This window comes from Patescibacteria group bacterium, assembly GCA_041662665.1.
Classification (GTDB): domain Bacteria; phylum Patescibacteriota; class JABMPQ01; order JABMPQ01; family JAQVVF01; genus JAQVVF01.
The window spans coordinates 564,244-585,056 of the sequence record JBAZSC010000001.1; the positions used below are offsets into that span (position 1 = coordinate 564,244).

Annotated in this window: 16 protein-coding genes; 13 read left to right on the forward strand and 3 right to left on the reverse strand. The window is 28.4% G+C overall.

From position 1 onward, the window contains the following. The first annotated feature begins 53 nt into the window (after window positions 1–53). The 13 genes from WC663_02915 (at window position 54) to WC663_02975 (ending at window position 17,532) form a co-directional block, all read left to right on the forward strand. Complete coding sequence (locus WC663_02915; GenBank protein MFA6296277.1) at window positions 54–989, forward strand: NAD(P)-dependent oxidoreductase; 936 nt, start codon at window positions 54–56, stop codon at window positions 987–989. A 2-nt stretch (window positions 990–991) separates the two neighbouring features. Continuing rightward, complete coding sequence (locus WC663_02920) at window positions 992–2,125, forward strand: glycosyltransferase (GenBank protein MFA6296278.1); 1,134 nt, start codon at window positions 992–994, stop codon at window positions 2,123–2,125. 12 nt (window positions 2,126–2,137) lie between these two features. Further along, window positions 2,138–2,965: a class I SAM-dependent methyltransferase gene (locus tag WC663_02925; GenBank protein MFA6296279.1), complete on the forward strand. Its 828-nt coding sequence runs from the start codon at window positions 2,138–2,140 to the stop codon at window positions 2,963–2,965. Between the two features lie 17 nt (window positions 2,966–2,982). Next, entirely contained in the window at window positions 2,983–3,696 is a 714-nt protein-coding gene (locus WC663_02930; protein ID MFA6296280.1) for a methyltransferase domain-containing protein, read from the forward strand. A gap of 1,055 nt (window positions 3,697–4,751) precedes the next feature. Next, a complete protein-coding gene (locus WC663_02935; protein ID MFA6296281.1) occupies window positions 4,752–6,260 on the forward strand; it encodes a hypothetical protein in 1,509 nt (502 codons plus the stop codon). Continuing rightward, a complete protein-coding gene (locus WC663_02940) occupies window positions 6,241–7,971 on the forward strand; it encodes a hypothetical protein (GenBank protein MFA6296282.1) in 1,731 nt (576 codons plus the stop codon). Before WC663_02935 ends, WC663_02940 begins: the two co-directional genes overlap by 20 nt. A gap of 241 nt (window positions 7,972–8,212) precedes the next feature. Beyond that, window positions 8,213–8,617 (forward strand): hypothetical protein, encoded by a 405-nt coding sequence (locus tag WC663_02945; protein ID MFA6296283.1) that lies wholly within the window; start codon window positions 8,213–8,215, stop codon window positions 8,615–8,617. Further along, the gene (locus tag WC663_02950) at window positions 8,614–12,123 is read left to right on the forward strand and encodes a hypothetical protein (GenBank protein ID MFA6296284.1); all 3,510 of its coding nucleotides are present in this window, start codon (window positions 8,614–8,616) and stop codon (window positions 12,121–12,123) included. Before WC663_02945 ends, WC663_02950 begins: the two co-directional genes overlap by 4 nt. Continuing rightward, window positions 12,120–13,052, forward strand: coding sequence for a glycosyltransferase family 2 protein (locus WC663_02955; GenBank protein MFA6296285.1), 933 nt, complete (start codon window positions 12,120–12,122; stop codon window positions 13,050–13,052). Before WC663_02950 ends, WC663_02955 begins: the two co-directional genes overlap by 4 nt. Further along, complete coding sequence (locus WC663_02960) at window positions 13,049–14,191, forward strand: glycosyltransferase family 4 protein (protein MFA6296286.1); 1,143 nt, start codon at window positions 13,049–13,051, stop codon at window positions 14,189–14,191. Before WC663_02955 ends, WC663_02960 begins: the two co-directional genes overlap by 4 nt. Before the next feature lie 29 nt (window positions 14,192–14,220). After that, complete coding sequence (locus WC663_02965) at window positions 14,221–14,790, forward strand: hypothetical protein (protein ID MFA6296287.1); 570 nt, start codon at window positions 14,221–14,223, stop codon at window positions 14,788–14,790. A 59-nt stretch (window positions 14,791–14,849) separates the two neighbouring features. After that, the gene (locus WC663_02970; GenBank protein MFA6296288.1) at window positions 14,850–15,947 is read left to right on the forward strand and encodes a glycosyltransferase family 4 protein; all 1,098 of its coding nucleotides are present in this window, start codon (window positions 14,850–14,852) and stop codon (window positions 15,945–15,947) included. A gap of 25 nt (window positions 15,948–15,972) precedes the next feature. Beyond that, complete coding sequence (locus WC663_02975; protein ID MFA6296289.1) at window positions 15,973–17,532, forward strand: hypothetical protein; 1,560 nt, start codon at window positions 15,973–15,975, stop codon at window positions 17,530–17,532. Here WC663_02975 and WC663_02980 read toward each other — a convergent pair. Genes WC663_02980 through WC663_02990 form a run of 3 tightly spaced genes read right to left on the reverse strand, consistent with a single transcriptional unit; the run spans window position 17,529 to window position 20,749 of the window. Continuing rightward, window positions 17,529–18,488, reverse strand: a complete 960-nt coding sequence (locus WC663_02980; protein MFA6296290.1) for a glycosyltransferase family 2 protein — start codon at window positions 18,486–18,488, stop codon at window positions 17,529–17,531. The two genes, WC663_02975 and WC663_02980, sit on opposite strands and share 4 nt — an antisense overlap. Beyond that, window positions 18,478–19,596, reverse strand: a complete 1,119-nt coding sequence (locus WC663_02985) for a glycosyltransferase family 1 protein (GenBank protein ID MFA6296291.1) — start codon at window positions 19,594–19,596, stop codon at window positions 18,478–18,480. The genes WC663_02980 and WC663_02985 overlap by 11 nt, the downstream gene beginning before the upstream one ends. A 1-nt stretch (window position 19,597) precedes the next feature. Continuing rightward, on the reverse strand, window positions 19,598–20,749 hold the full coding sequence (locus WC663_02990) for a glycosyltransferase family 1 protein (GenBank protein MFA6296292.1): 1,152 nt from the start codon (window positions 20,747–20,749) through the stop codon (window positions 19,598–19,600). Between the last annotated feature and the right edge of the window lie 64 nt (window positions 20,750–20,813).

The window sequence follows — 20,813 nt, forward strand, 5'->3', positions numbered from 1 at the left end:
TTATAAAAATATATACTACTAGATAGACACAAATAATTTTAAATAATATTTTTATGAGCACTCATTCAGTAAGGAGAGAAAAAGTCTTAATAACAGGGGGGACAGGTTTGTTGGGATTATCACTAATACAAAATGCACCTAGAAATTATGATATTTTTGCCACTTATCATAGATTTCCTACAAAGATTCTTCCAGATTTCAGTAATTGTAAATATATTTCATTAGATGTTACTGACAAAAAGAATGTAATGAAACTGTTCAAAAAAAATAAACCTAAATATTTAATTCACACTGCATCAATAGGAAGTGTTGATTTTTGCGAACAACATAAAAAAGAAGCTTTCAAGATTAACGTTTTGGGTGGAAGAAACATGATTGAGGCGTGTAAAAAGTACGATACTAAAATTATTTACACATCATCAAATGCTGTGTTCGATGGAAAAAATCCTCCATACAAAGAAAGCGACCAAACAAAACCTCTGGATTATTATGGCAAAACAAAACTGCAGACCGAAAAAGATATTTTGAAAAATAATATTAAATATTGTATTGTGCGTCTTATGACTATGTACGGATGGAATCATTGTAACGAAAGGCCAAATCCAGTCACTTGGCTTCTGGATGAATTAAAAAACAATCGTCAAGTCAAAGTGGTAGATGATATATACAATAATCATTTATACGTTAAAGATGCTGCTAAAGCTATATGGCAAATAATCAAAAAAAATAAATCAAAAATCTATCATCTAGCCGGACCAAAAACAATTTCTCGTTTTGATCTTTCATTAAATGTAGCCAAAACCTTTAAACTTAACCAAAATTTGATTCAACCCGTTGATTCTTCATTTTTTCCGTCATTAGCACCTCGACCAAAAGATACAACCTACCAGATCAATAAAATGATCAAAGAATTAGGCGTTAAACCAATGAGTCCTCTAAAAGGTTTACTTGATATGAAAAAAAATCAGCCTTCCTGGAAAAAAAGTTAAATATGAACAAACCTAAAAAAATATTATTAATTTCACATATTGCTAATTCGATCGGACCAGTCCAAAAAATGGAAGAATTTTTAATTCAAAAAAAATCATGCTTTGCTGTTATTGGACATCCTTACGAGTTTACGTCAAACGAAAGTTTTTTAAAAATATATAGTAATGGTAAAATTATAAGCGAAAAGAAGATTATCCGTAAAAAAAAGTTAAGTGCAATTGCCTATATCGAAGATATTTTTTTATCAATTAGGATCTATAAAAAATATCTAGATAGCAATTTTGAATTATGCTTTGGATTTGATCCACTTAACGCCATTTCAGCCATTATCATCAAAAAAATATATAGGATAAATAAAGTGATCTATTATTCTGTAGACTATGCTGAAAAAAGATTTGAAAACTTTTTTCTTAATTATATCTATCATCTTTTAGATAAATTTGCTAGTAGGCACGCTGATTATTGCTGGTCAGTTTCAAATTCTATTCGTAATATTAGAAAGCATTTAAGAATACCAGATAAAAAAAACATTTTAGCGCCGAATGGGCTAAATATTAATGAAATTTGCACAACTCCAGAATTTCCTAAAAACAATATTTTTTATATCGGGGTGCTTTCAAAAACGAAAGGCGTGCATAGTCTAATCGACATAATGCCACAAATTCTTAAACAAAATCCGCTAGTTAAATTACACATAATTGGCGGAGGTCCAGATGAAGAATTTCTTCAAACTCTTGCGCAGAAGAAAGGAATAAGCGATAGAATTAATTTTTATGGATATACGAAGCAAGAGCGAACAAACAAAATTCTTTCTCTTGGTGGAATCGGTGTTGCCCCTTATGAAGATACCGAGGATTATGTAAGATTCTGCGATCCTCTCAAAGTAAAAAATTATTTAGCAATGGGAATTCCTGTCGTTATGACAAAGATTCCAGCACTTGCAGAGGAGATTGAAGAAAATAGTTTAGGTTTTGCAGTCGAAAACAAAAAAGAAATGGCTGATAGAATCAATGAAATTCTGTCAGATTCAAACAAATATATGTTATTTAGAAATAATGCATTAAAAGCAAAAAAGATGTATGATATTAATATGATTTATGACCAAGCTTTTCAAAAAATATCTTACAATATTTAAATCATTTGAAATATGCAAAATACGAATGTGATTCAAGATCAAAAATATTTTTTCGATTTAAATGCCCAAAAAGAAGAAAAAAAAGTAAACAAAAACAACTTTTTCTATATTTATAATACAGAAATCATCTATTCTGGTTTTAATTGGTTATCTGATAGAAAGAAGATAATTGATTATGGATGCGGGACTGGTAAAAACATTGAAATGTTTTTGGACAATACGAACGACAAAAGCAAGAGTTTTATTGGTGTTGATATTTCTGATGAAGCAATTAAAAAGGCAAAAGAAAAATTTACAGAAAAACAATATAATTTCATCAAAATTTCAAACAATAAAATACCGCAAATTGCTGATATGGGAACCGATGGAGCTTATATGATTTGTGTTTTACATCATAGTCATGAACATCAGGCAATTTTTAACGAAATTTATAAAAAATTGAAGAAAAATGGGAAATTTTACATTGTAGATTTAACAGCAGATAACATAATTGTGAATTTTGCAAGAAATGCTTTTACAATATTGCCAAAAAAATTTAGGAATAGCTTTAGCGATGACCTAGTTGTTGATGGAAAAATTCCAGAAAAATATGTAGTTAATATCAATAGTGTTGTCCAACAACTTAAACAAACTGGCTTTGAAATTCAGGGGATAGATAAAAGTGAACTTTTTTTATTTATTGCAAGCTGGGTAGAAAAATTTGTCCCTATAAGTTGCAATGATTCTAACCTTTACTGTAAATTACTAAGAAAATGCCATCAACTTGAAAAGAAAATGCTTAAAATTAATTATTTTAATAAAAGGGCTCATGTTTTTTCAATAAAATGCATCAAAAAATAGACAATTCAAACAATTGTATGCCGTCACAGCATGGAGGCTATTCACCAGGAAAAGAAAAGCCAATGCTGAATATAATAAATGACATATTGAAAGAGAATAAACGTGGTTTTAAATTAATTGACATAGGATGTGGCGACGGATTTTTTTTAAACATGTTTTATCAAATTTTAGAAGAAAAAAAAATTGATTTAGATAATGTTAAACTGGTTGGAATTGATAAGCATGAATACCATAATTCTTCAAGAAATAATAAAATTTTTTTTCTCAAAGAAGATATTTTTGAAATTGAAAAGCATTTCCCACATAATTATTTTGATTTTGTAGTTTGTTCAGAGGTCATTGAACATGTTGTCGAAACAGATAAATTGATTAAGAAAATTAAAAAGATATTAAAACCAAATGGTTTTTTATTTTTGACTACACCAAATTTAGCTTCATATCACGGCAGATTTTCGTTATTAATGGGTCTTTTACCACTCGCGAGTGAAATAAGCAATGAAAATGCAAAATTTGGAAAAGGCTTTTTATCGAAATATTATTTTACTTCGTCAAAACCGATTTTTCATGTTCGCGTCTTCACATTAAAAGCCCTAAAAGAATTTATTATTTTTCACAAATTAGAAATAAAGAACATTTCTGGTTTTGATTACAAGATGCCTTGGTTTTGGAAAAAAATTCCTTCATTTGCACCTGGAATTTATATGATTTGCCAAAATACAAAAGATTTTTAAAAAAATAAATATAGGCAATGTTTGATAAAATAAAAAACAACAAATTAATATCTATTTTCAAACGAGAAAGTGTTTTGGTTGTTGTATTCGCATTTATCGCAATTTTTTTATTTTTAAGTAGGGTATTGTTTAAAGAGGGTTTTCTGTCATTTTCGGATTATCTGCATTTTTTTAATCTTGAAAAATTAAACTTATTTTTTTCCGTCTGGAAAGAAGATAATAGCGGCTTTTTAGCAATTACGGAAAATATTTTATTATTACCGTTATTAATTCCGATGTACTGCCTCAGTTTTTTTGTTCAGCCGATAGTTATAGATAAATTTATATCATTTATATCATTTTTTATCGTTATTTTATCAAGTTATTACTTCTGCAAAAGTTACATTAAAAAATATAGTATACTAGGAACCCTATTGATTGTGTTTTCTTTTTTCTTCATAGCCTCATTATCATTTGGTTGGACTCTTATTGGCTTCATACCATTCTCAGGCAGTATTCTGATGGTTGCTTTTTTTCATCGTTTTAACGAAACTAATCAAAAGAAATATTTGGTTTTTTCGATTATTAGTGCTTTGTATTCATTTGTTTTAATTCAATATTTTGCTTTGAGCTTGTTTTTTATCTTTACTGAATTACTATTTTACCAAAACAAGAAAAAAGTTATTAAAAATATTATCATTTTTTTAATTGCATCCATATTGATGAATGCTTATTTTATTATACCTTTTTTTATTAGTTCAAAACTTTATAAATTTAATCATTATAAATATGTTGACCCATTCGCATCAATAGAAATTGTAAAAAGGTCGAATTCTTTTTCCAAAACCCTAGCTTTCCAAAACAGCGGACCTGGAGGCAAAGATCTTTCCGCATTTTTTTCATCTAACTATGTAAAAATTCCTTCTCTTATTCTATTAATAATGGTCTTATTGCTATTAATCAAAAAAAACAGACCAGACAAAACCAGTGCATACAGTCTATTAATGGTGATATTTTTAACGCTTGGATTAGGAGGATATAGTATTATCTACGTCTTGCTTTTTAAATATTTTCCGATGTTCTTCATTTTTAGGGATGTTTTTAAATTTACTCCATTTGCACTATTGGCTTTTGTTGTTCTATTTTTGTTGCTTTTAAAAGATAATAAAAAAATTCCGATATATGTTATTGCAGGAGTTATGCTGTATCTGATCGTTGCATGTCCGTTGTTGACCGGAAATTTGATGGGCAATATTAAACCTTATGTTTTGCCAAATGAATATTACGATATTTCAGAAGATTTAAATTCAAAAAAAATAGAATCAAATGTTTTAATTTTTCCTTTCGCATACCTTTTTTCCGAATTTAGTTGGAATAAAGGATCATACCAAATGGCAAATCCATTAAAAATGCTAATCATGAAGCCTGTCATTTTTGATGAATTTTTTAATAATAATTTGAATATTTTACAAAAGAAATATATTGAAAATTTTACTTTTGATAATAATTTTGATAATAAGTTTGCATCTTTAAATAGTGTAAAATATATCGTATTTCAAAAAGATCAGCTCAACACTTTTTCAAGAAATTACAGTCTAACGCAAAAAAATATCAACAATTATTCCAACCCAAATTTTATCGAAGGTCAAAACACAAAATATCTCGAACTTTATACTCTAAAACAAACTCTGCCTATAATTTTTACGCCTCAAAAAATTTCTATCGAGCAAGGCGATTTTAAGCTTGCAAGCATAGATATTTTAAATACTGTTTACTATAAATCGCAAGAAGATAATTCTATTCTAGAAAAAGTACAGAACTCTCTTTTGCAAAATTCGCAAAAACCGATTATAGAATTTAAGAAAATTAATACAACTAAATATAGAATCTTTCTTCATAATGTAAAAAATACAACACCTCTTGTTTATAATTCAACCTTTCATAATGGCTGGAAAATATATTTAACTAAAAACAATTCAAAAATTTTGCCAGAGAAGGAAAAAATAAATGAACTCTATAAAATTATTGAAAATAATGAACAGGAACAAGCAACAAAAGAAGAAGTAACTTCATATGTCAATAGCGGTTTGATTACAGCAATAGGTGATCTTAAAGAAAAAGAGATTAAGCACAAAAAATGGTTCAAAGGCAGGACTAGTATAGATCATATTGAAAAATATAATATTGATTTTATTTCAAAAAATAATAACGGAACAATTCAAAACAACAACTTAGATGATGGAAAATTATATGAAACGTGGTTCGCACTCAAAAAAAATGGAAATAACTTGTTTGGACTAAATAAAAATGTTGTTGAATTAGCAGACGTAAAACATTTGATCGCAAACGAATATGCAAACAGCTGGATTGTTGATCCTCAAGAGATTTGTAAAAATAATAATTTCTGTCGTAAAAATAGCGATGGAAGCTATGATCTCGAACTAGTAATTGAACTTTGGCCACAAAGATTATTTTATATTGGATTAATAATTACAGTTGCAACCATTTTTGTACTATTTTGCTATTTAATTTTTATTTTATTCAAAAATAAATCAACCCAAAAAATTGCTCAAGGAACCAAATAATAACGTAAAAAAAATAGGTATAATAGAAATCTGTATATTCTTTCTCTTTATAATTATAAGTATCTTTTTTTATCCTGCAATCTTACATCCTAATACCCAAATTTCAGGTCAAGGCGGGGGAGATGATTATGGGACAATATATAATTTTTGGTGGAATAAATATTCAAAAGATAATAATCTAAATCTTTATAATAATCAGCTTTTGAATTATCCATATGGAAATAATTTTTATCAAAATCTTCAACCTTTTTGGAATTTTATAATTAATAATATTCTACTAAATTTTTGTTCTGATATTTGTAGCTATAACATTATAAATTGGATAAGTTTTCCATTGTCAGCAATCGCTATGTACTTTCTTGCTTTTTATTTAACTAAAAACAGATTTATCAGTCTATTAGCTGGTTTAATGTACGCTTTTACACCATATCATTTTATACGAACAACAGGGCACATTTTTTTAGCTCAAATTGAATGGATTCCATTATATGTATTATATCTTTTGAAAACATTTAATAATCCAAACTATAAAAATTCAATCTTAGCTGGATCTTTTTTGGCGTTAGTATTTTTATCAGATCCTTATTATGCTTTATTTGTAGTTTTTTTTACAATCATGTTTTGGATTATAAAACTATTTTTTGGTTATAAACAAGCAGTGCTTAAATATTTTTTTATAATAACTGTTCTTGCATTTTCTTTATCTGCAATCTTTTATTTACCAGCATATTTTCAATCAAAGAAAACTTCAAATCTCGTTGCACCTCGCGCTACAGAAGAATTATATAGATGGGGATTGAATCAAGTAAAATATTATTTTATTCCATCTCAGTATAACTATTTGCTTGGTAATTTTTGGAATAAAATTTTTTATAAAAACCAAGGCATGCCAGATTTTGAGTGGCTAGTTTATCTGGGTATACCAGCGATAATTTTTGCAATTTATTGTCTATACCAATGCTTTAAAGGTAAATTTGAAAAAGATAAAAAATCGATTATTGTAATTTTTTTAGCTTTAGCTATTTTTAGTATTATATTCTCTCTAAGACCACCACTTTCGCCAACTCTTTGGATTCACAAGATCTTGCCAGTCTTTCGAGTTTATTCTAGAATGTTTGTCTTCGTTGATCTTTCTATTATCATACTTGCAATTTATGGATTACAGTATTTCCTAAATGTTCTAGCAAATAACAAGTTTCTAGCCAAGCATTTTTCAAGTTCTCAAATAAAAATATTTATTCTCGCTTTTATATTTTTGATTATATCAGTCGATTTTTTACCTTCTTTTGAAACAAAAAATATTGGTAATGTTCCAGAAGAATATTTATGGTTAAAAAACCAGCCCCAAAATACTGTTATTGCAGAATATCCATATACGAATCGCAACTTCACACCAACGCAAACATATATGTTTTGGCAAAGAATTCACCAACACCCAATTATAAATGGACAACCAGAACCGGATCCAACAGGAAAAGAAAGAATTCGATTACAAATATTTGATATTACGAATAATTCAACTCCAATCGCTCTAAAGAAAATGGGTGCAAAATACATTTTTCTGCATAAAGACTATTATAATAAACCTGATCTTAAAGATAATCCTGTTTTGCCAGAAAAAATACTTAATATTACTGATTTTGAAAATATTAATCCAAATCTAAAATTAGTTAACGTTATCAATCAAACATACATTTATGAAATAAAATAGCTTTGTATTTTTAATTACTTTTTGATAAAATGTCAATATGATAGCAGTTCGTAAAATTATCTTTGTTTTCACATTAATTTTAATACCCATTTTTTTCACCCTAATTATTTTGAGGTTGCTTTTTAATACCCAGTTTAATTATTACTCATACTTAGATTATTCAATTCTTTTGGCAATTATATTAGATGTTATAATTTTGAATCGCGTATCCAGCAAAAATGGATTTAAAAGAGAAAAATCTATGCTGATTTTTTTAATTAGTTTCTTAAGCATTGATTTAATTTGGCTGATAGAAAAAAGAATTACTATCCCAATAAGTGTTTATCAAGAATCTATGCTATTTCCATTTAGAATTATCGCCTTTTTGATTCTTATTGGTGTATTTTTTTTAGCACTCAACAAACAGCCACTTGGAATTAAGTTAAAAATACTACTTCTCAAATTAATAGATCCGCGTTCGATCATTTTTCTTGCAATTATCTTTTTATCAATATGTTGTTTTTTTCTTTTTTTCAAAGCTGATCCAATTGCAGAAAAAGCTGCAAACGTCGCTTATTTATTGCTTGTCATTGGAGCAATTGGTTTATTCATACAGTATTTAATCAATTTGAGAAGAGAAAGAAAAAATAAGTTGCCAAAAATATGAATAATATCCTAACATTTTTTAAAACAAAGCAAAAACTAAAAATTTTTGTTATCTATTTTATTTTTGGAATAATAGTTACGCTTCCGGCAATTTTTTTAATACCAAGTCATCTTGCGATTGACCCTAGCTTATCAGCTGAAAATGCACGATATTTTGATCTAATTAATAATTTTGACAATAAATTCACTAATCGATCAGTCATGACTGTTATATTTGAAATTTTTAATCCTTTATTTTTAGGATATCTTTTACATTTAGTGCTTTTCGAACCATTGGCATTTAATATTTTTTGGCTATTATTCTTTCCATTTGGAGCTTTTGGCGGTTTTTTACTTCTCGAAAAAATATTTAAAAAAGAAATTAATATCTTAAGTATCATTTTTGGTGGAATAATATTTGGGTTGCTCTCCTTGATTTTTTTTCCAGTAGTCTTAGTCCTTTATTTCATTTTCTTTCTCTTAAAATTTCTTGATAACCCAAGTCCAATCTCTGCATTACTTACTTTACTCTCTTATATTTTTATTGTTGGTTTTAATCTATTTTTTGCGATTTGTACGCTTCTATTAACGATTATAATTATTACTTTTAGACTTGTGCCAGTTTTCAAAGATCTTCTTAAGAAGGAAAATATCTATAACCTATACAAAATTGCAATTTTATTTTTAATGCTCATATTTATTTTTGGATTAAAATATTATTTCTTATTTCATAAAATCGAACCGTTCGGACTAGAAAATCAGTATTTCCTATATAATTCTTTTTCTTTAACTGATGCTTTTAAAAACGTTATTCCTTTTTTTCAAAGCTTTGCTATTATATCAATCGTCGGAATAGCCGTATTGTTATTAATAATTTTGTTATTAGTATCATCTTCTTTTACCTTCAAAAAAAATAGGTGGGTAGCCCTTTCATTTTTCCTTTCAATTCTTTTCTTTGTTTTTTCATTAGGACCATATCTAAAAACCAGCGGTCAGATTTTCGATACACAAATTCCATTACCTTATATATTTCTGTATCGCTTTTTTCCATATTTCAATCAAACAGTTGATTTGCGAGAATTTCTTATTTTTGCACTTATATTTTTTATAATCGTTTTGACAGCAGGGTTAAACTATTTTTTCCTAAAATTTAAACTTAATCCAAATAGAAGCATATTAATTACGAGCATTTTAGTTGCACTTATTTTTACACTTAGTTGGATTGCTTGGAAACCAAGTGAGAAAATTCCAGAATTTTACAAAAAGTTATCACCGAATGAAGTTATGGTTTATCTAACTTTTTTATCGAAACAACCATCTTCATTTCTCTACAATAAATCAGATACTAAAAATAATGTAATTCTAAATCAAAGTTTGTTTTTTGAAAATAGAAAAAATATTGACCTCGATCCAATAGTAAACAATTTAACCGGCAAAAGCGATCAAATTTATTTTATAAAAGAAGATTCTGATCAAATTATTAATTATTTTAGAGATAAAAATGTCAAATATCTAGTAATAGATTCACAATTACTAGAAAAACAGAGAGAAAATTCCGATGGTATCATCAATTTCAGAAAAATAGTTAATTTTGTAAAAAATAATGCAGTCGGAACAGGACAATTAGTAGGCGATAAACTAATCTACAGAATAAGTAATAAAAATACACCAAATAATTTAATCGTTTACCAAGGAAAGAATTGGTCGTTACCAGATTTTGATCCAACTATTTTCGCAACAAATGGTATAAAAACATTTAATAAAGAGAGGTGGATGTTAAACGATTCTACTTTTATTATTCAAAATATTTCTACTCAAACAACAGACGCTGAGTTATACTTTGAAGCGAAAACAGAAGCTGAACTAAGAAATATTTATGTAACGTTAAACAATGAAAATGTAGATAAGCTAATTATTAGCCCAAACAAAAAAGCATTCGTTATCATTTTGCACAATTTAAAACAAGGAAAAAACATAATTCAATTCCACGTTAAAAAATATTCAGGTGATGAGATTGAAAATATAGATGAATCGAATAAGATAAGAGAATCTGTTCAATTTAACAATGTAAGAATTAAACAATTCAATGAATCTTCTGTTCTTGATTTTTCAAAAGAACTTGAGCTTGGTGATAATTCAAAGATTATGATGTATCCTGAAATTAACGAATTGAATAATAAAAACGGTTTCGTTAATGAGTCTGATTTTATTAATGCAAAAGAAATTATTGAAAAACCATCAGTGATTAGCAATATATATTTTAATGATCTGTTTATACAACCCAATATAAATATTTTAGATAAAAATTATTATTATAAAACTGGACAAGATGCCATTAATAAGTATAATGTAAGATACATTGGAATCTACAAGAAATGGCTTTCAAAAACAGATTTTACAAATTTAGTGAAATTTATTATTAGTAATACTGGCATAGAAGATATTCAAATTAATAATGATGAACTTATTGTTTTCAAACTTAAAAATCCGGATAATGATCTGCAACCACTGATTGAATTTGTTAGCAATTGGGATTTAAATTATTGGAACCCGCAACTTAATAATTATTTTAATCTAGCGTATAGCGATTCAAAAATAAGCATTATAAATTCTTACGACGCGCCCAGAGACATAAATTTTTCTTTTAAAATTAATGAGACTAATCAAAATCGGAAATTAAAGATTTATCTCAATGAAGATTGGACGAATGAACAGGAATTGTTTATTATTGATACAAAAAACGACAAAGATAACAATATAGTTTTAAAAAATTTAAAACCTGGCAATAACGAAATTACCTTCAAGCTTTTTGATGAAAATAATAATGAAATTTTTAAGGAAAATAATAGTATAGGCACAGCAATATCAAAATTTAAAGCTGAAATTGTTGAAATGCCAATTAACGAAGATTTATCGAATAATGAATATTGCGATGCGCTTTCTTCAAGTAAAATAATTAATTTAATTCAAGATAACTTTGAAGATGAAAAACAATCACGAGAAAAATGGCAATTCAGCCCATCAACAATATTTTCACAAAAGGAAAAAATTGAAGGTAAGCAATCAATAAAATTTAACAATGAGACAGGTGAATCTACAGGAGAAATAAAATTTGATAATTGCCCAGAAAAAATAACAACCACCTTTATGATTAATCCTAAAAAATTTATTCCTGGAGCAGATTTATCAATTACATTCACTGATAATAATCCTTATAGTATAACTAATTTTCAGCCATCTAGTCCAAATCGTCTTGTTTTTCTGTCTACAACAAAAGCGCTATATCTCTCAAAGGATGGAAAAATATACGAATTCAAGCATAACCTACCTTTGAATGAATGGTCAGAAATTAAATTAGTTTGGACAAAAGAGGGTAAGCTAGAGTTCTATGAAAATAATGAATTAGTTTTATCCAAAGATGACTATGGCAATAAAACTCCAGTTGGCTTTAAAATTGCACCTGGAGGAGTAAAACCAAAAGAAAATCTCGATATCTATTTTGATGATTTTAAGCTAAATTTTGAATGACACAGGCAAATAATATTACAACAAAAAAAATAACAATAGTTATACCTTGCTATAATGAAGAAAAAACAATTAGCAAGGTTATTAATGATTTTAAAAAAGAATTGCCAAATGTGGAAATAATAGTTATAGACAATAATTCTAATGACAATTCTGTTAAATTGGCAAAAGAGAGTAATGCAATCGTGATGACTGAAGAAAAACAAGGCAAGGGCTATGTTGTTCAAAAAATGTTTGATGAAATCGACTCTGATATTTATATTATGGTTGATGGAGATGATACATATTTTGCTGACGATGTACACAAGCTGTTACAACCTGTATTTGATGGGAAAATTGATATGAGTGTTGGCACAAGGCTGGAACAAGCTACAAAAAAAACACTTCGGCCGTTGCACCAATTTGGCAATAGAGTTATCTTGGAAATTATAAATATTTTTTTTAGATGTAATTTTAAAGACATACTTTCAGGTTATCGTGTAATGAATAAAAAATTTGTTAAGAATATCCCAATCCTCGCTAATGGATTTGAGGTCGAAACAGTATTAACATTACAAGCATTAGAAAAAAACTTAAGTATTAAAGAAATTCCAATAAAGTACAAGGAGAGACCAGAAGGAAGTCACTCTAAACTTAAATCTTTTAGAGACGGATCTAAAATTCTGTATACAATATTATCGATTTTGCGCGATTATCGACCAATGACTTTTTTTCCATTACTCGCAGGAATTATGATTTTTATAGGCTTTATAATTGGCGTTGTAATAATTATTGAATATTATCAAACTGGATTTGTTTCAAGACTGCCTTCAGCTGTTTTATCAGTTTCTCTGATAATTTTAGGAGCAATAACTTTTATTACTGGCTTGGTTGTTGATACTATCAATCGAAGATTCAAAGAGCTTCAGCAACTTAATCAAAGAAGCAAATGAAAATAGTTTTTGTTTCAGATTCAATCTATCCATATTTTAAAGGTGGCAAGGAAAAAAGAATTTACGAAGTGACAACAAGATTAGTGACGCTTGGACACGAAGTCCATATTTTTACGATGAAATGGTGGCAAGGGGATAGTGTAATAAAAAAAGATAACATTACCTTACATGGGATTTCAAAGCTTTATCAGCTGTATAATAAAAAGAATAAAAGAAGATCAATCAAACAAGCTCTTTTATTTAGCTTAAGCGTATTTATTCCTTTATTGCAAGAAAAATTTGACATCATCGAAGCAGATCAAGTTCCATACTTCCAATTATTTCCATTGAAACTAGTTACGCTGTTAAAAAGAAAAAAACTAAATGTTTCTTGGCTTGAAGTCTGGGGTAGAGAATATTGGATGAAATATCTTGGATGGAAAGGGATTTTCGGTTACTTAGTAGAAAAATTTTCTACTTATTTGCCTGACAATTTCATAGCTATTTCTGAATTAACCAAGGATAAGTTAATCCAGAAATTTAATGTTTCAACAAATAAAATTGTATTTATACCGCCAACTGGAATAGATGAAAACAAATTTAAAAATTTTAAAAAAGTCGAACAATCAGATTGCATTTATTTTGGCAGACTTCTAAATCATAAAAATGTTGATTTATTTATTGAGGCCATAAATATTCTTAAAATAAAAAAACCAGAAATAAAATGTATAATAGTTGGTGAAGGTCCAGAAAAAGAATCACTCCAAAAGATTACAAAAATATACGAACTTGAAAATAATATTAAATTTCTTGCTTCTCAAGAAGAAAACAAGCTTTTTTCATATGTTAATGCCTCAAAAGTATTCGTTTTTCCTTCAACAAGAGAAGGATTCGGTATCTCAGTCCTAGAGGCAAATGCCTGTGGCAAACAAGCAATCGTAATCGATCATGAAGATAATGCAGCCAAAGATTTAGTCATCGACAATGTTACAGGGCATACCAGCAAATTAGATAAGTTGCAATTAGCACAAAAGATTGAGATAGCTTTGCAACAGTATAGCGATGACAGAATTAAGAAGGAATGTATCGAAAAAGCTGCAAGCTATCAGTGGCCAAAGATTATAAATAAAGTCACAAATTTATATAATAATTGTCTTTAATATATTTATTAATAATTAAAACAAACAAAATGAAGAACAAAAAAGTATTGATTCTGTCATTAGTTTTAGGTGGAGCATTTATTTTGACTACCGCCTTTGCTAGTGCAGCATCAATTTGGACAATCGACAATGGTCTAGTTAACAAAGTACTAACTATTGGTAACAAGAAAAACAAAGGTAAACTCTACGTAAAGGGTAAAATTTCTAACCCAAATAAGAAAAAATCAGTTACTGTTGATGACAATCTAAAAGTTAAAGGCACAGCTACGATTGAAGAGAATCTTAGCGTTGCAGGCACCACTACAATTAATGATGTTATTGATGGAGACGGTCTCTATAGAACGCCGGGGATAATTAAAGCGGCTGTGCATCTTTTAAGTAATGGTACTATATCTAAGTCATTTAACAAACTTTCCAATGAAGATGTAAGCTCAACAGCCATTAATGAAACTACAACTCAATTAGATTTTGGAGCAGATCTATCAAACGAATATATACAATTAACTGGGGTTTCAACTAATTTTTCACACATCGAAACCATATCTGGAGAAACCATAACTGTTCATTGTGGAGTTGTCTGCTATATAACAGTCTACTAGATTTCAGGTAGCACTAAAAATAATTAGTGCTACTCATTAATCTAGTATTCAAAATATTTATGAAAATTATTCAAACTCCTGTTCGATTTTATCCAGCAATTGGCGGAGTCGAAAAATATGCCTTAGATTTGAGCTCTGAATTAGCCAAAAACAATAATGTCAAAGTTATTTGTGCAGATGAACCTAAGACAAATCTTAACGAATCAAATAGTATAAAAATAAGTAGGCTTAGAACCTTTTTAAAAATTGCAAATACAAATATTACTTTATCTTTACCATTTAGATTGCTAAGAGAAAAATTTGACTTGATTCACACTTATTTCCCAACTCCATGGAGTTCTGATTGGTCAGTTCTAATCGCAAAACTCAAAGGCAAAAAGGCAGTAATATCTTATTGTAATGATATAAAAGGAAGCGGAATCAGCGATATTATTGCAAAAATATATAATAATACAGTTCTAAGGCTTACATTGAGACTAGCTGATAAAATTATCATTATCGGCCCAAATTTTTTAGAAACATCTAAATATTTAAAAAAATATTCAAATAAAATAATATTTATTCCAATTGGTGTTGATACTGAAAAATTCAAAAAAATAAATATTGATAAAGAAAAAAATACATTATTTTTCTTAAGCATTTTAGATGAATATCATCAGTACAAAGGATTAGATTATCTTCTTGAAGCAATCAGGTTAGTTAAAAAAGAAAATCCAGACGTTAAATTGATTGTTGGAGGAAAAGGAAAATTACAAAGTGATTATATTAAAAAAGCAAAAGGTTTAGGTATTGAAAGCAATGTCAAATTTATTGGATTTGTTGCTGATAATGAATTAATTAGTTATTATAATAAATGCGAGTGTTTTATTCTTCCTTCATGCGATTCAGAGCAAGAAGGGTTTGGAATTGTCCTGCTTGAAGCACTATCCTGCGACACTCCAGTCATAGCAACAGACGTTGTCGGCATAGCAAGGGAAATAAAAGAAAATAATGCTGGAATAATTATAGAGCCAAAAAAAGCCGACCAACTGGCAAGTGCAATAAATACCTTACTTAGAGATCCAGCAGTTTATACAAAAAACATTGATAATCTTGTTTCAAAGTACTGTATCCAGAAAACTGCTCAACAAGTAAGAAAACTGTATAATTCTCTTTAAGAATTTACTAAAATAAAAAAGCGTAATGAAAAACAAAACAAAATATCTAATTTTCCTATCACTATTGCTCGCAATAGGTATTTTGTTTTATACTAGTATTTTTTATAACCAATATCCAATTCTTTTAGGCGATGATGGAATTAGGCATATCAGCCATGCTCAGGAAATTATTAAAACAGGATATCCAAATCAAGTTCTTGATCCTCCAGTATTCCATATTTTGATTGCTACAATTTCCTTAATAACAGGCCAATCTAGTGCTACAGTCCTTACGTTTGGAGTTCCATTTATATTAATGCTTGTCCTCGCAGCAATTTTCATGTTTGCAAAGAAAGCTTTTGGAATAAATATCGCTATTTTAGCATGTTTTTTAGTTGCTTTTGTTTCAAGACAGCCGATTCAAACATTGGAAGATGGTTCATTACCAAGTGTCTTTACTAGCGGTTTCTTATTTATTTTTGGATTATATTTCTTATATCAAGCGCTAAAAAGTAACTACGATGTTCGGTATATCTCGTTATCTTCCATTTTCTTTATATGTCTAATCTTGACCCATCATCTTACATTTACATATTTTTGTATATTTTTAGGCTTAATGTTTATCTATCTACTAGTAAATTCACTAATTAAAAAAGACTTCAGAGCATTATTGATCTTTTTAATCATATGTGCAGCAATCGCTATCCTTGGTTTTTTGTTTGCCTTGCCATATTATGGATATGCAATAATCAATAGCGTTTTTAAAAATATATTTCCAGATATTGCAGTCGGAGGAACAAATGCAGCTCAAATAGTATTGGCAGAAACTGATGTTATGCCATCATTCGCAAGGATTAGCGATCTACTGAGCAATAATTTATTGCTTTATTTAACAATTCTAGGAATTATTTTATGTATATTTTTTAAAGCTAAAAATAATAAAACAAATGACTTTTCTGCTCCAATACTTTTTTCCTGGCTATTGGCATTAATTATTGGCGCATCAATACCAATAACAGTAGAACATCTCCGCTATATGCGTGATATGGCCATACCGATTTGTATCTTATCAAGCATCGCTATAATTCTGAGCATCAGCATTATAAATAATATAAAATACAAACTGTATGTTTCATTTGCAATTACACTTTTACTTATTATTCCAACAGCAAAAAGAGTTGACCACATAATTAGCTATAATACGATGCAAAGAGTTCAGCCTGTAGATACGCAAGCAATCAATTGGATAAAAAACAATACTCTGAAAAACTCTAAAATCTTAATTACTCCTGGTTTTGGAACAAGAGGTTGGGGAGATTATATATCGTTATTAACAGATCGTGAAACAGTTATCATTCAAAACATTAAAGATAAAAAAGAATATTTAGCTTTTAACGATCCAGACAACGAATCATCAAAAAAGTATTTTCAAGAAAATAACATTAGCTATATTTATGCGGGCAAGGAACCAATTGGCTGGTGGCCTGGGTTAGAAAAATTTCCATGGCATAATAGCAATCTAACAAAAGCTAGTAATTTGGATAAAAAAACCGAATTCAATAGTAAATTCGGCAATGTAGAGATATTCGAAGTTTTGAATAACTAATATTTAATTAAAAAAATCCTTTTATCAAATAGTTTCCTTATTTCTTTATTCGAAATACGGATTTTTTTTTGTATTATATTTCTCTTTTTAAAAACCAAGCCTATTTTTTTAAAAGCATCAATTTTTGACTTCAAAAAAAGTTTTAGTTTGCGTCTTTTCAAATAAACAAAGAAACCAGTAATCTGACCAAGTAAAATATACATTCCATATCTAAAAATTAATCCAACTGGAAAATTTTTAGCTATCAACCAAATATGATTTCTCTGATTATAAAAGCAAGAAAAATCGCTACCTGATTTCGAGCTTGCAGAAATCTTATGATAAACAAATGATTTTTCAGATTTTAAAGCTTTATATCCGAGCAAATGACCGCGAAACGCGAGATCAACATCTTCAGCATACATAAAAAAATCAGAATCAAAATATTTTCCATCTATTTCAATGTCTCTCAGCATTTTTGTAGAATATAAAGCAGCTCCGCCACATGGTCCTAAGTACTTATAATTATCATTTTTAATGCTGAAACTTAAGCCAGATTTTGTTATTAAAATACCCTCATTATCAATCTTTTTTTGATCATAATAGTTAATCATAATTCCGCCGATCATCCCAACATCATTATCAGCAAACTTTATCATCTCCCGTAAAAAATTTGGCTCCACAACAGTGTCATTATTCAAGCAAAGAACATAATCAGTACCATTTTTTAAGGCAGCAGAAATACCGATATTATTGCCTTCAGCAAATCCGTAATTACGGTTATTGCAAATTAATTTAATAAAATTGCCAAATTTATCTTTGAGTATTTTTGCTTCACTATTCTTAGAATTATTATCGACTAAAATTACTTCATAATTATCATAATTAATATTTTTTAACGAATTCAAACATTCCATAGTATCGCTAAGGCCATTCCAATTTAAAATAACAATTGATACCCTTGGATTATTGCTCATTTACACGAGTTAAAACTTCTAAAGTTTGTTTAGCGCATTTTTCCCATGAAAATAATCTAGCGCGCTCTAGACCTTTTGAAGAAAGATTACTTCTCAATAAATCATCATCAATCAAACCCAAAATTCTTTCTGCAATTTCTTCAATAGAATATGGATTGTTAATCAAGATGCCGGCATCAGAGCAAATCTCAGGAAGTGAAGAAACATTTGACGTAACTACCGGAGTTCCGCATGCCATTGCTTCTAAAAGAGGCAAGCCAAAACCTTCATACAGAGAAGGAAGAACAAAACATTTTGCGCCAGAAATCAATGCTGATAAATCATTTTCAGGAACATAATCAGTAAATATGACATTGTCTTTTAGTCTAAGTTCCGAAACTGCATTAAAAATATCATCATATAGCCAGCCCTTTTTACCAACAATAACAAGTTTTTCTTTTCTTCCTTTTTTCACTAGCAAATCATAAGCTCTAATTAATCTTTCGACATTCTTTCTTTTTTGCAACGTTCCAACAAAAATAATGTAGTCATTATTTATTTTATATCTTATCTTAGTTTTCTCAATTTCTTCGCTCGATCTTCTATAAAATTTATTCTTATCATAACCAAGATAGATAACAGAAATTTTTTCTGGCTTAACGTCATAGAATTCAATAATATCGTTTTTTGTTGATATTGAATCAGCAATTAAATGATCAGAATATTTTATTGCAAAATTAGTTGTCAATTTAGACAGCATTATATAATCAAAATTTGTAAAATATTCTCTAAATTTTTTGTAAGCCAAGTCATGGATAACTGCTACTTTTTTGCAGCCTGTATAAAAGGGGATAGAGTGAGCTGGTGCAAAAAACAAATCAAATTTATCTTTATTCGTCAAAAAATGGTAAGTTAGTCTAGTTTGAGGCCAGCACATTTTGGGATTCTTCAATATCTTCAAATCAATCTTTCTTGAATCAAAATTATTAGCACAATCCTCATTAACAAACAAAGTATAATCATTACTATGATCAATTTTGACAATATTATCTAATAGATTAGTAAAATATCCAGATATTCCATCTTTCTGTTTCTCAAAATATGGCCTTGAATCAATTGCTATGTTCATTTTATCTAATATAATTATTAAAAACTTTTAAGTATTCATCAGACATTTTCTTCCAGGAAAAGTAATTTACTCTCTTCAAGCCACGCTTTGAAAAATCATTTCTTAAATTATTATCAGTAATTATTAATTTAATCTTCTCGGCTATTTCTTCAACTGAATTAGGATTGTTAATTAAGACTGCTGCATCAGATGTAACTTCTGGTAGTGAAGAAATATTTGAAGCAACTACAGGAGTTCCAGTAGCCATTGATTCCAAAATAGGAATACCAAAACCCTCGTATAGAGATGGCAAAACAAAAACTTTTGCGCCGGCTAATAATGGAGAGATGTCATCTTTAGAGACATAATCAGTGAATATTACATCGTTTTCTAACTTTTTTTCCATAATAGTTGCAAAAATATCTTGATAAAGCCAGCCTTTTTTGCCTGCGATTACAAGTTTTTCATTAATTTCATATTTTTTCTTCAGTAAATCAAAAGCTAATATTAAATTTCTGATATTTTTTCTTTTTTGAAGAGTGCCTACAAAAAGCATATATTCAGAGTCTATATTGTATTTTTGTTTTAACCTAATGATTTCAGACTTTTTTTGCAAGCAAAATTTATTTTTATCATAACCCAAATAAACGACATTAATCTTTTCGTGAGAAACATTGTAAAACTTGATTAAATCATTTTTTGTGGCAATCGAATCTGCAAAAATTTTCTTAGATTTTAGGATAGTTAGTCTAGCAAAAAATTTAAAAATCAAACGGTCTTTAAAATTAAAACATTCCTGTTGAGTTAGAAAAGAAAGATCATGAATTACAGTAAACAAATTTGTTGTACAAAATAAAGGCCCCATCTGATTAGTTGATAAAAAAATATCCAACTTATCTTTCGCAATCATGATTGGTAAAGACAAAACATTCCAAAATAAAAACATTAGAATGTCTCTTCCTACTGATGGTTTTAATTTACATATTCTAATTGAAAAATTATCAGGCAAAATAAAATCAGGAGCCAAATCATAATAAGAATACAAAACATACTTGTTATTGCGATCAAGTTTTAAATTTTCTATTAAATTATAAATAAAAGTCTCAGTACCAGTTTTTTCAACTCTATGGATACCAGTAACATCTATTCCGATTTTTAATTGCTTGATTGCCATTTATATGCTTAAATTAAATAAATACTCAAATTTCACTGAACTAAATTAAGATAAATATATAAGC

Coding starts and splice junctions, on each gene's coding strand:
- WC663_02975 (MFA6296289.1), top strand. CDS start 15,973: ATGAAAAACAAAACAAAATATCTAATTTTCCTATCACTATTGCTCGCA.
- WC663_02935 (MFA6296281.1), top strand. CDS start 4,752: ATGTTCTTCATTTTTAGGGATGTTTTTAAATTTACTCCATTTGCACTA.
- WC663_02965 (MFA6296287.1), top strand. CDS start 14,221: ATGAAGAACAAAAAAGTATTGATTCTGTCATTAGTTTTAGGTGGAGCA.
- WC663_02960 (MFA6296286.1), top strand. CDS start 13,049: ATGAAAATAGTTTTTGTTTCAGATTCAATCTATCCATATTTTAAAGGT.
- WC663_02915 (MFA6296277.1), top strand. CDS start 54: ATGAGCACTCATTCAGTAAGGAGAGAAAAAGTCTTAATAACAGGGGGG.
- WC663_02925 (MFA6296279.1), top strand. CDS start 2,138: ATGCAAAATACGAATGTGATTCAAGATCAAAAATATTTTTTCGATTTA.
- WC663_02930 (MFA6296280.1), top strand. CDS start 2,983: ATGCCGTCACAGCATGGAGGCTATTCACCAGGAAAAGAAAAGCCAATG.
- WC663_02920 (MFA6296278.1), top strand. CDS start 992: ATGAACAAACCTAAAAAAATATTATTAATTTCACATATTGCTAATTCG.
- WC663_02990 (MFA6296292.1), bottom strand. CDS start 20,749: ATGGCAATCAAGCAATTAAAAATCGGAATAGATGTTACTGGTATCCAT.
- WC663_02955 (MFA6296285.1), top strand. CDS start 12,120: ATGACACAGGCAAATAATATTACAACAAAAAAAATAACAATAGTTATA.
- WC663_02985 (MFA6296291.1), bottom strand. CDS start 19,596: ATGAACATAGCAATTGATTCAAGGCCATATTTTGAGAAACAGAAAGAT.
- WC663_02980 (MFA6296290.1), bottom strand. CDS start 18,488: ATGAGCAATAATCCAAGGGTATCAATTGTTATTTTAAATTGGAATGGC.
- WC663_02970 (MFA6296288.1), top strand. CDS start 14,850: ATGAAAATTATTCAAACTCCTGTTCGATTTTATCCAGCAATTGGCGGA.
- WC663_02950 (MFA6296284.1), top strand. CDS start 8,614: ATGAATAATATCCTAACATTTTTTAAAACAAAGCAAAAACTAAAAATT.
- WC663_02945 (MFA6296283.1), top strand. CDS start 8,213: ATGCTGATTTTTTTAATTAGTTTCTTAAGCATTGATTTAATTTGGCTG.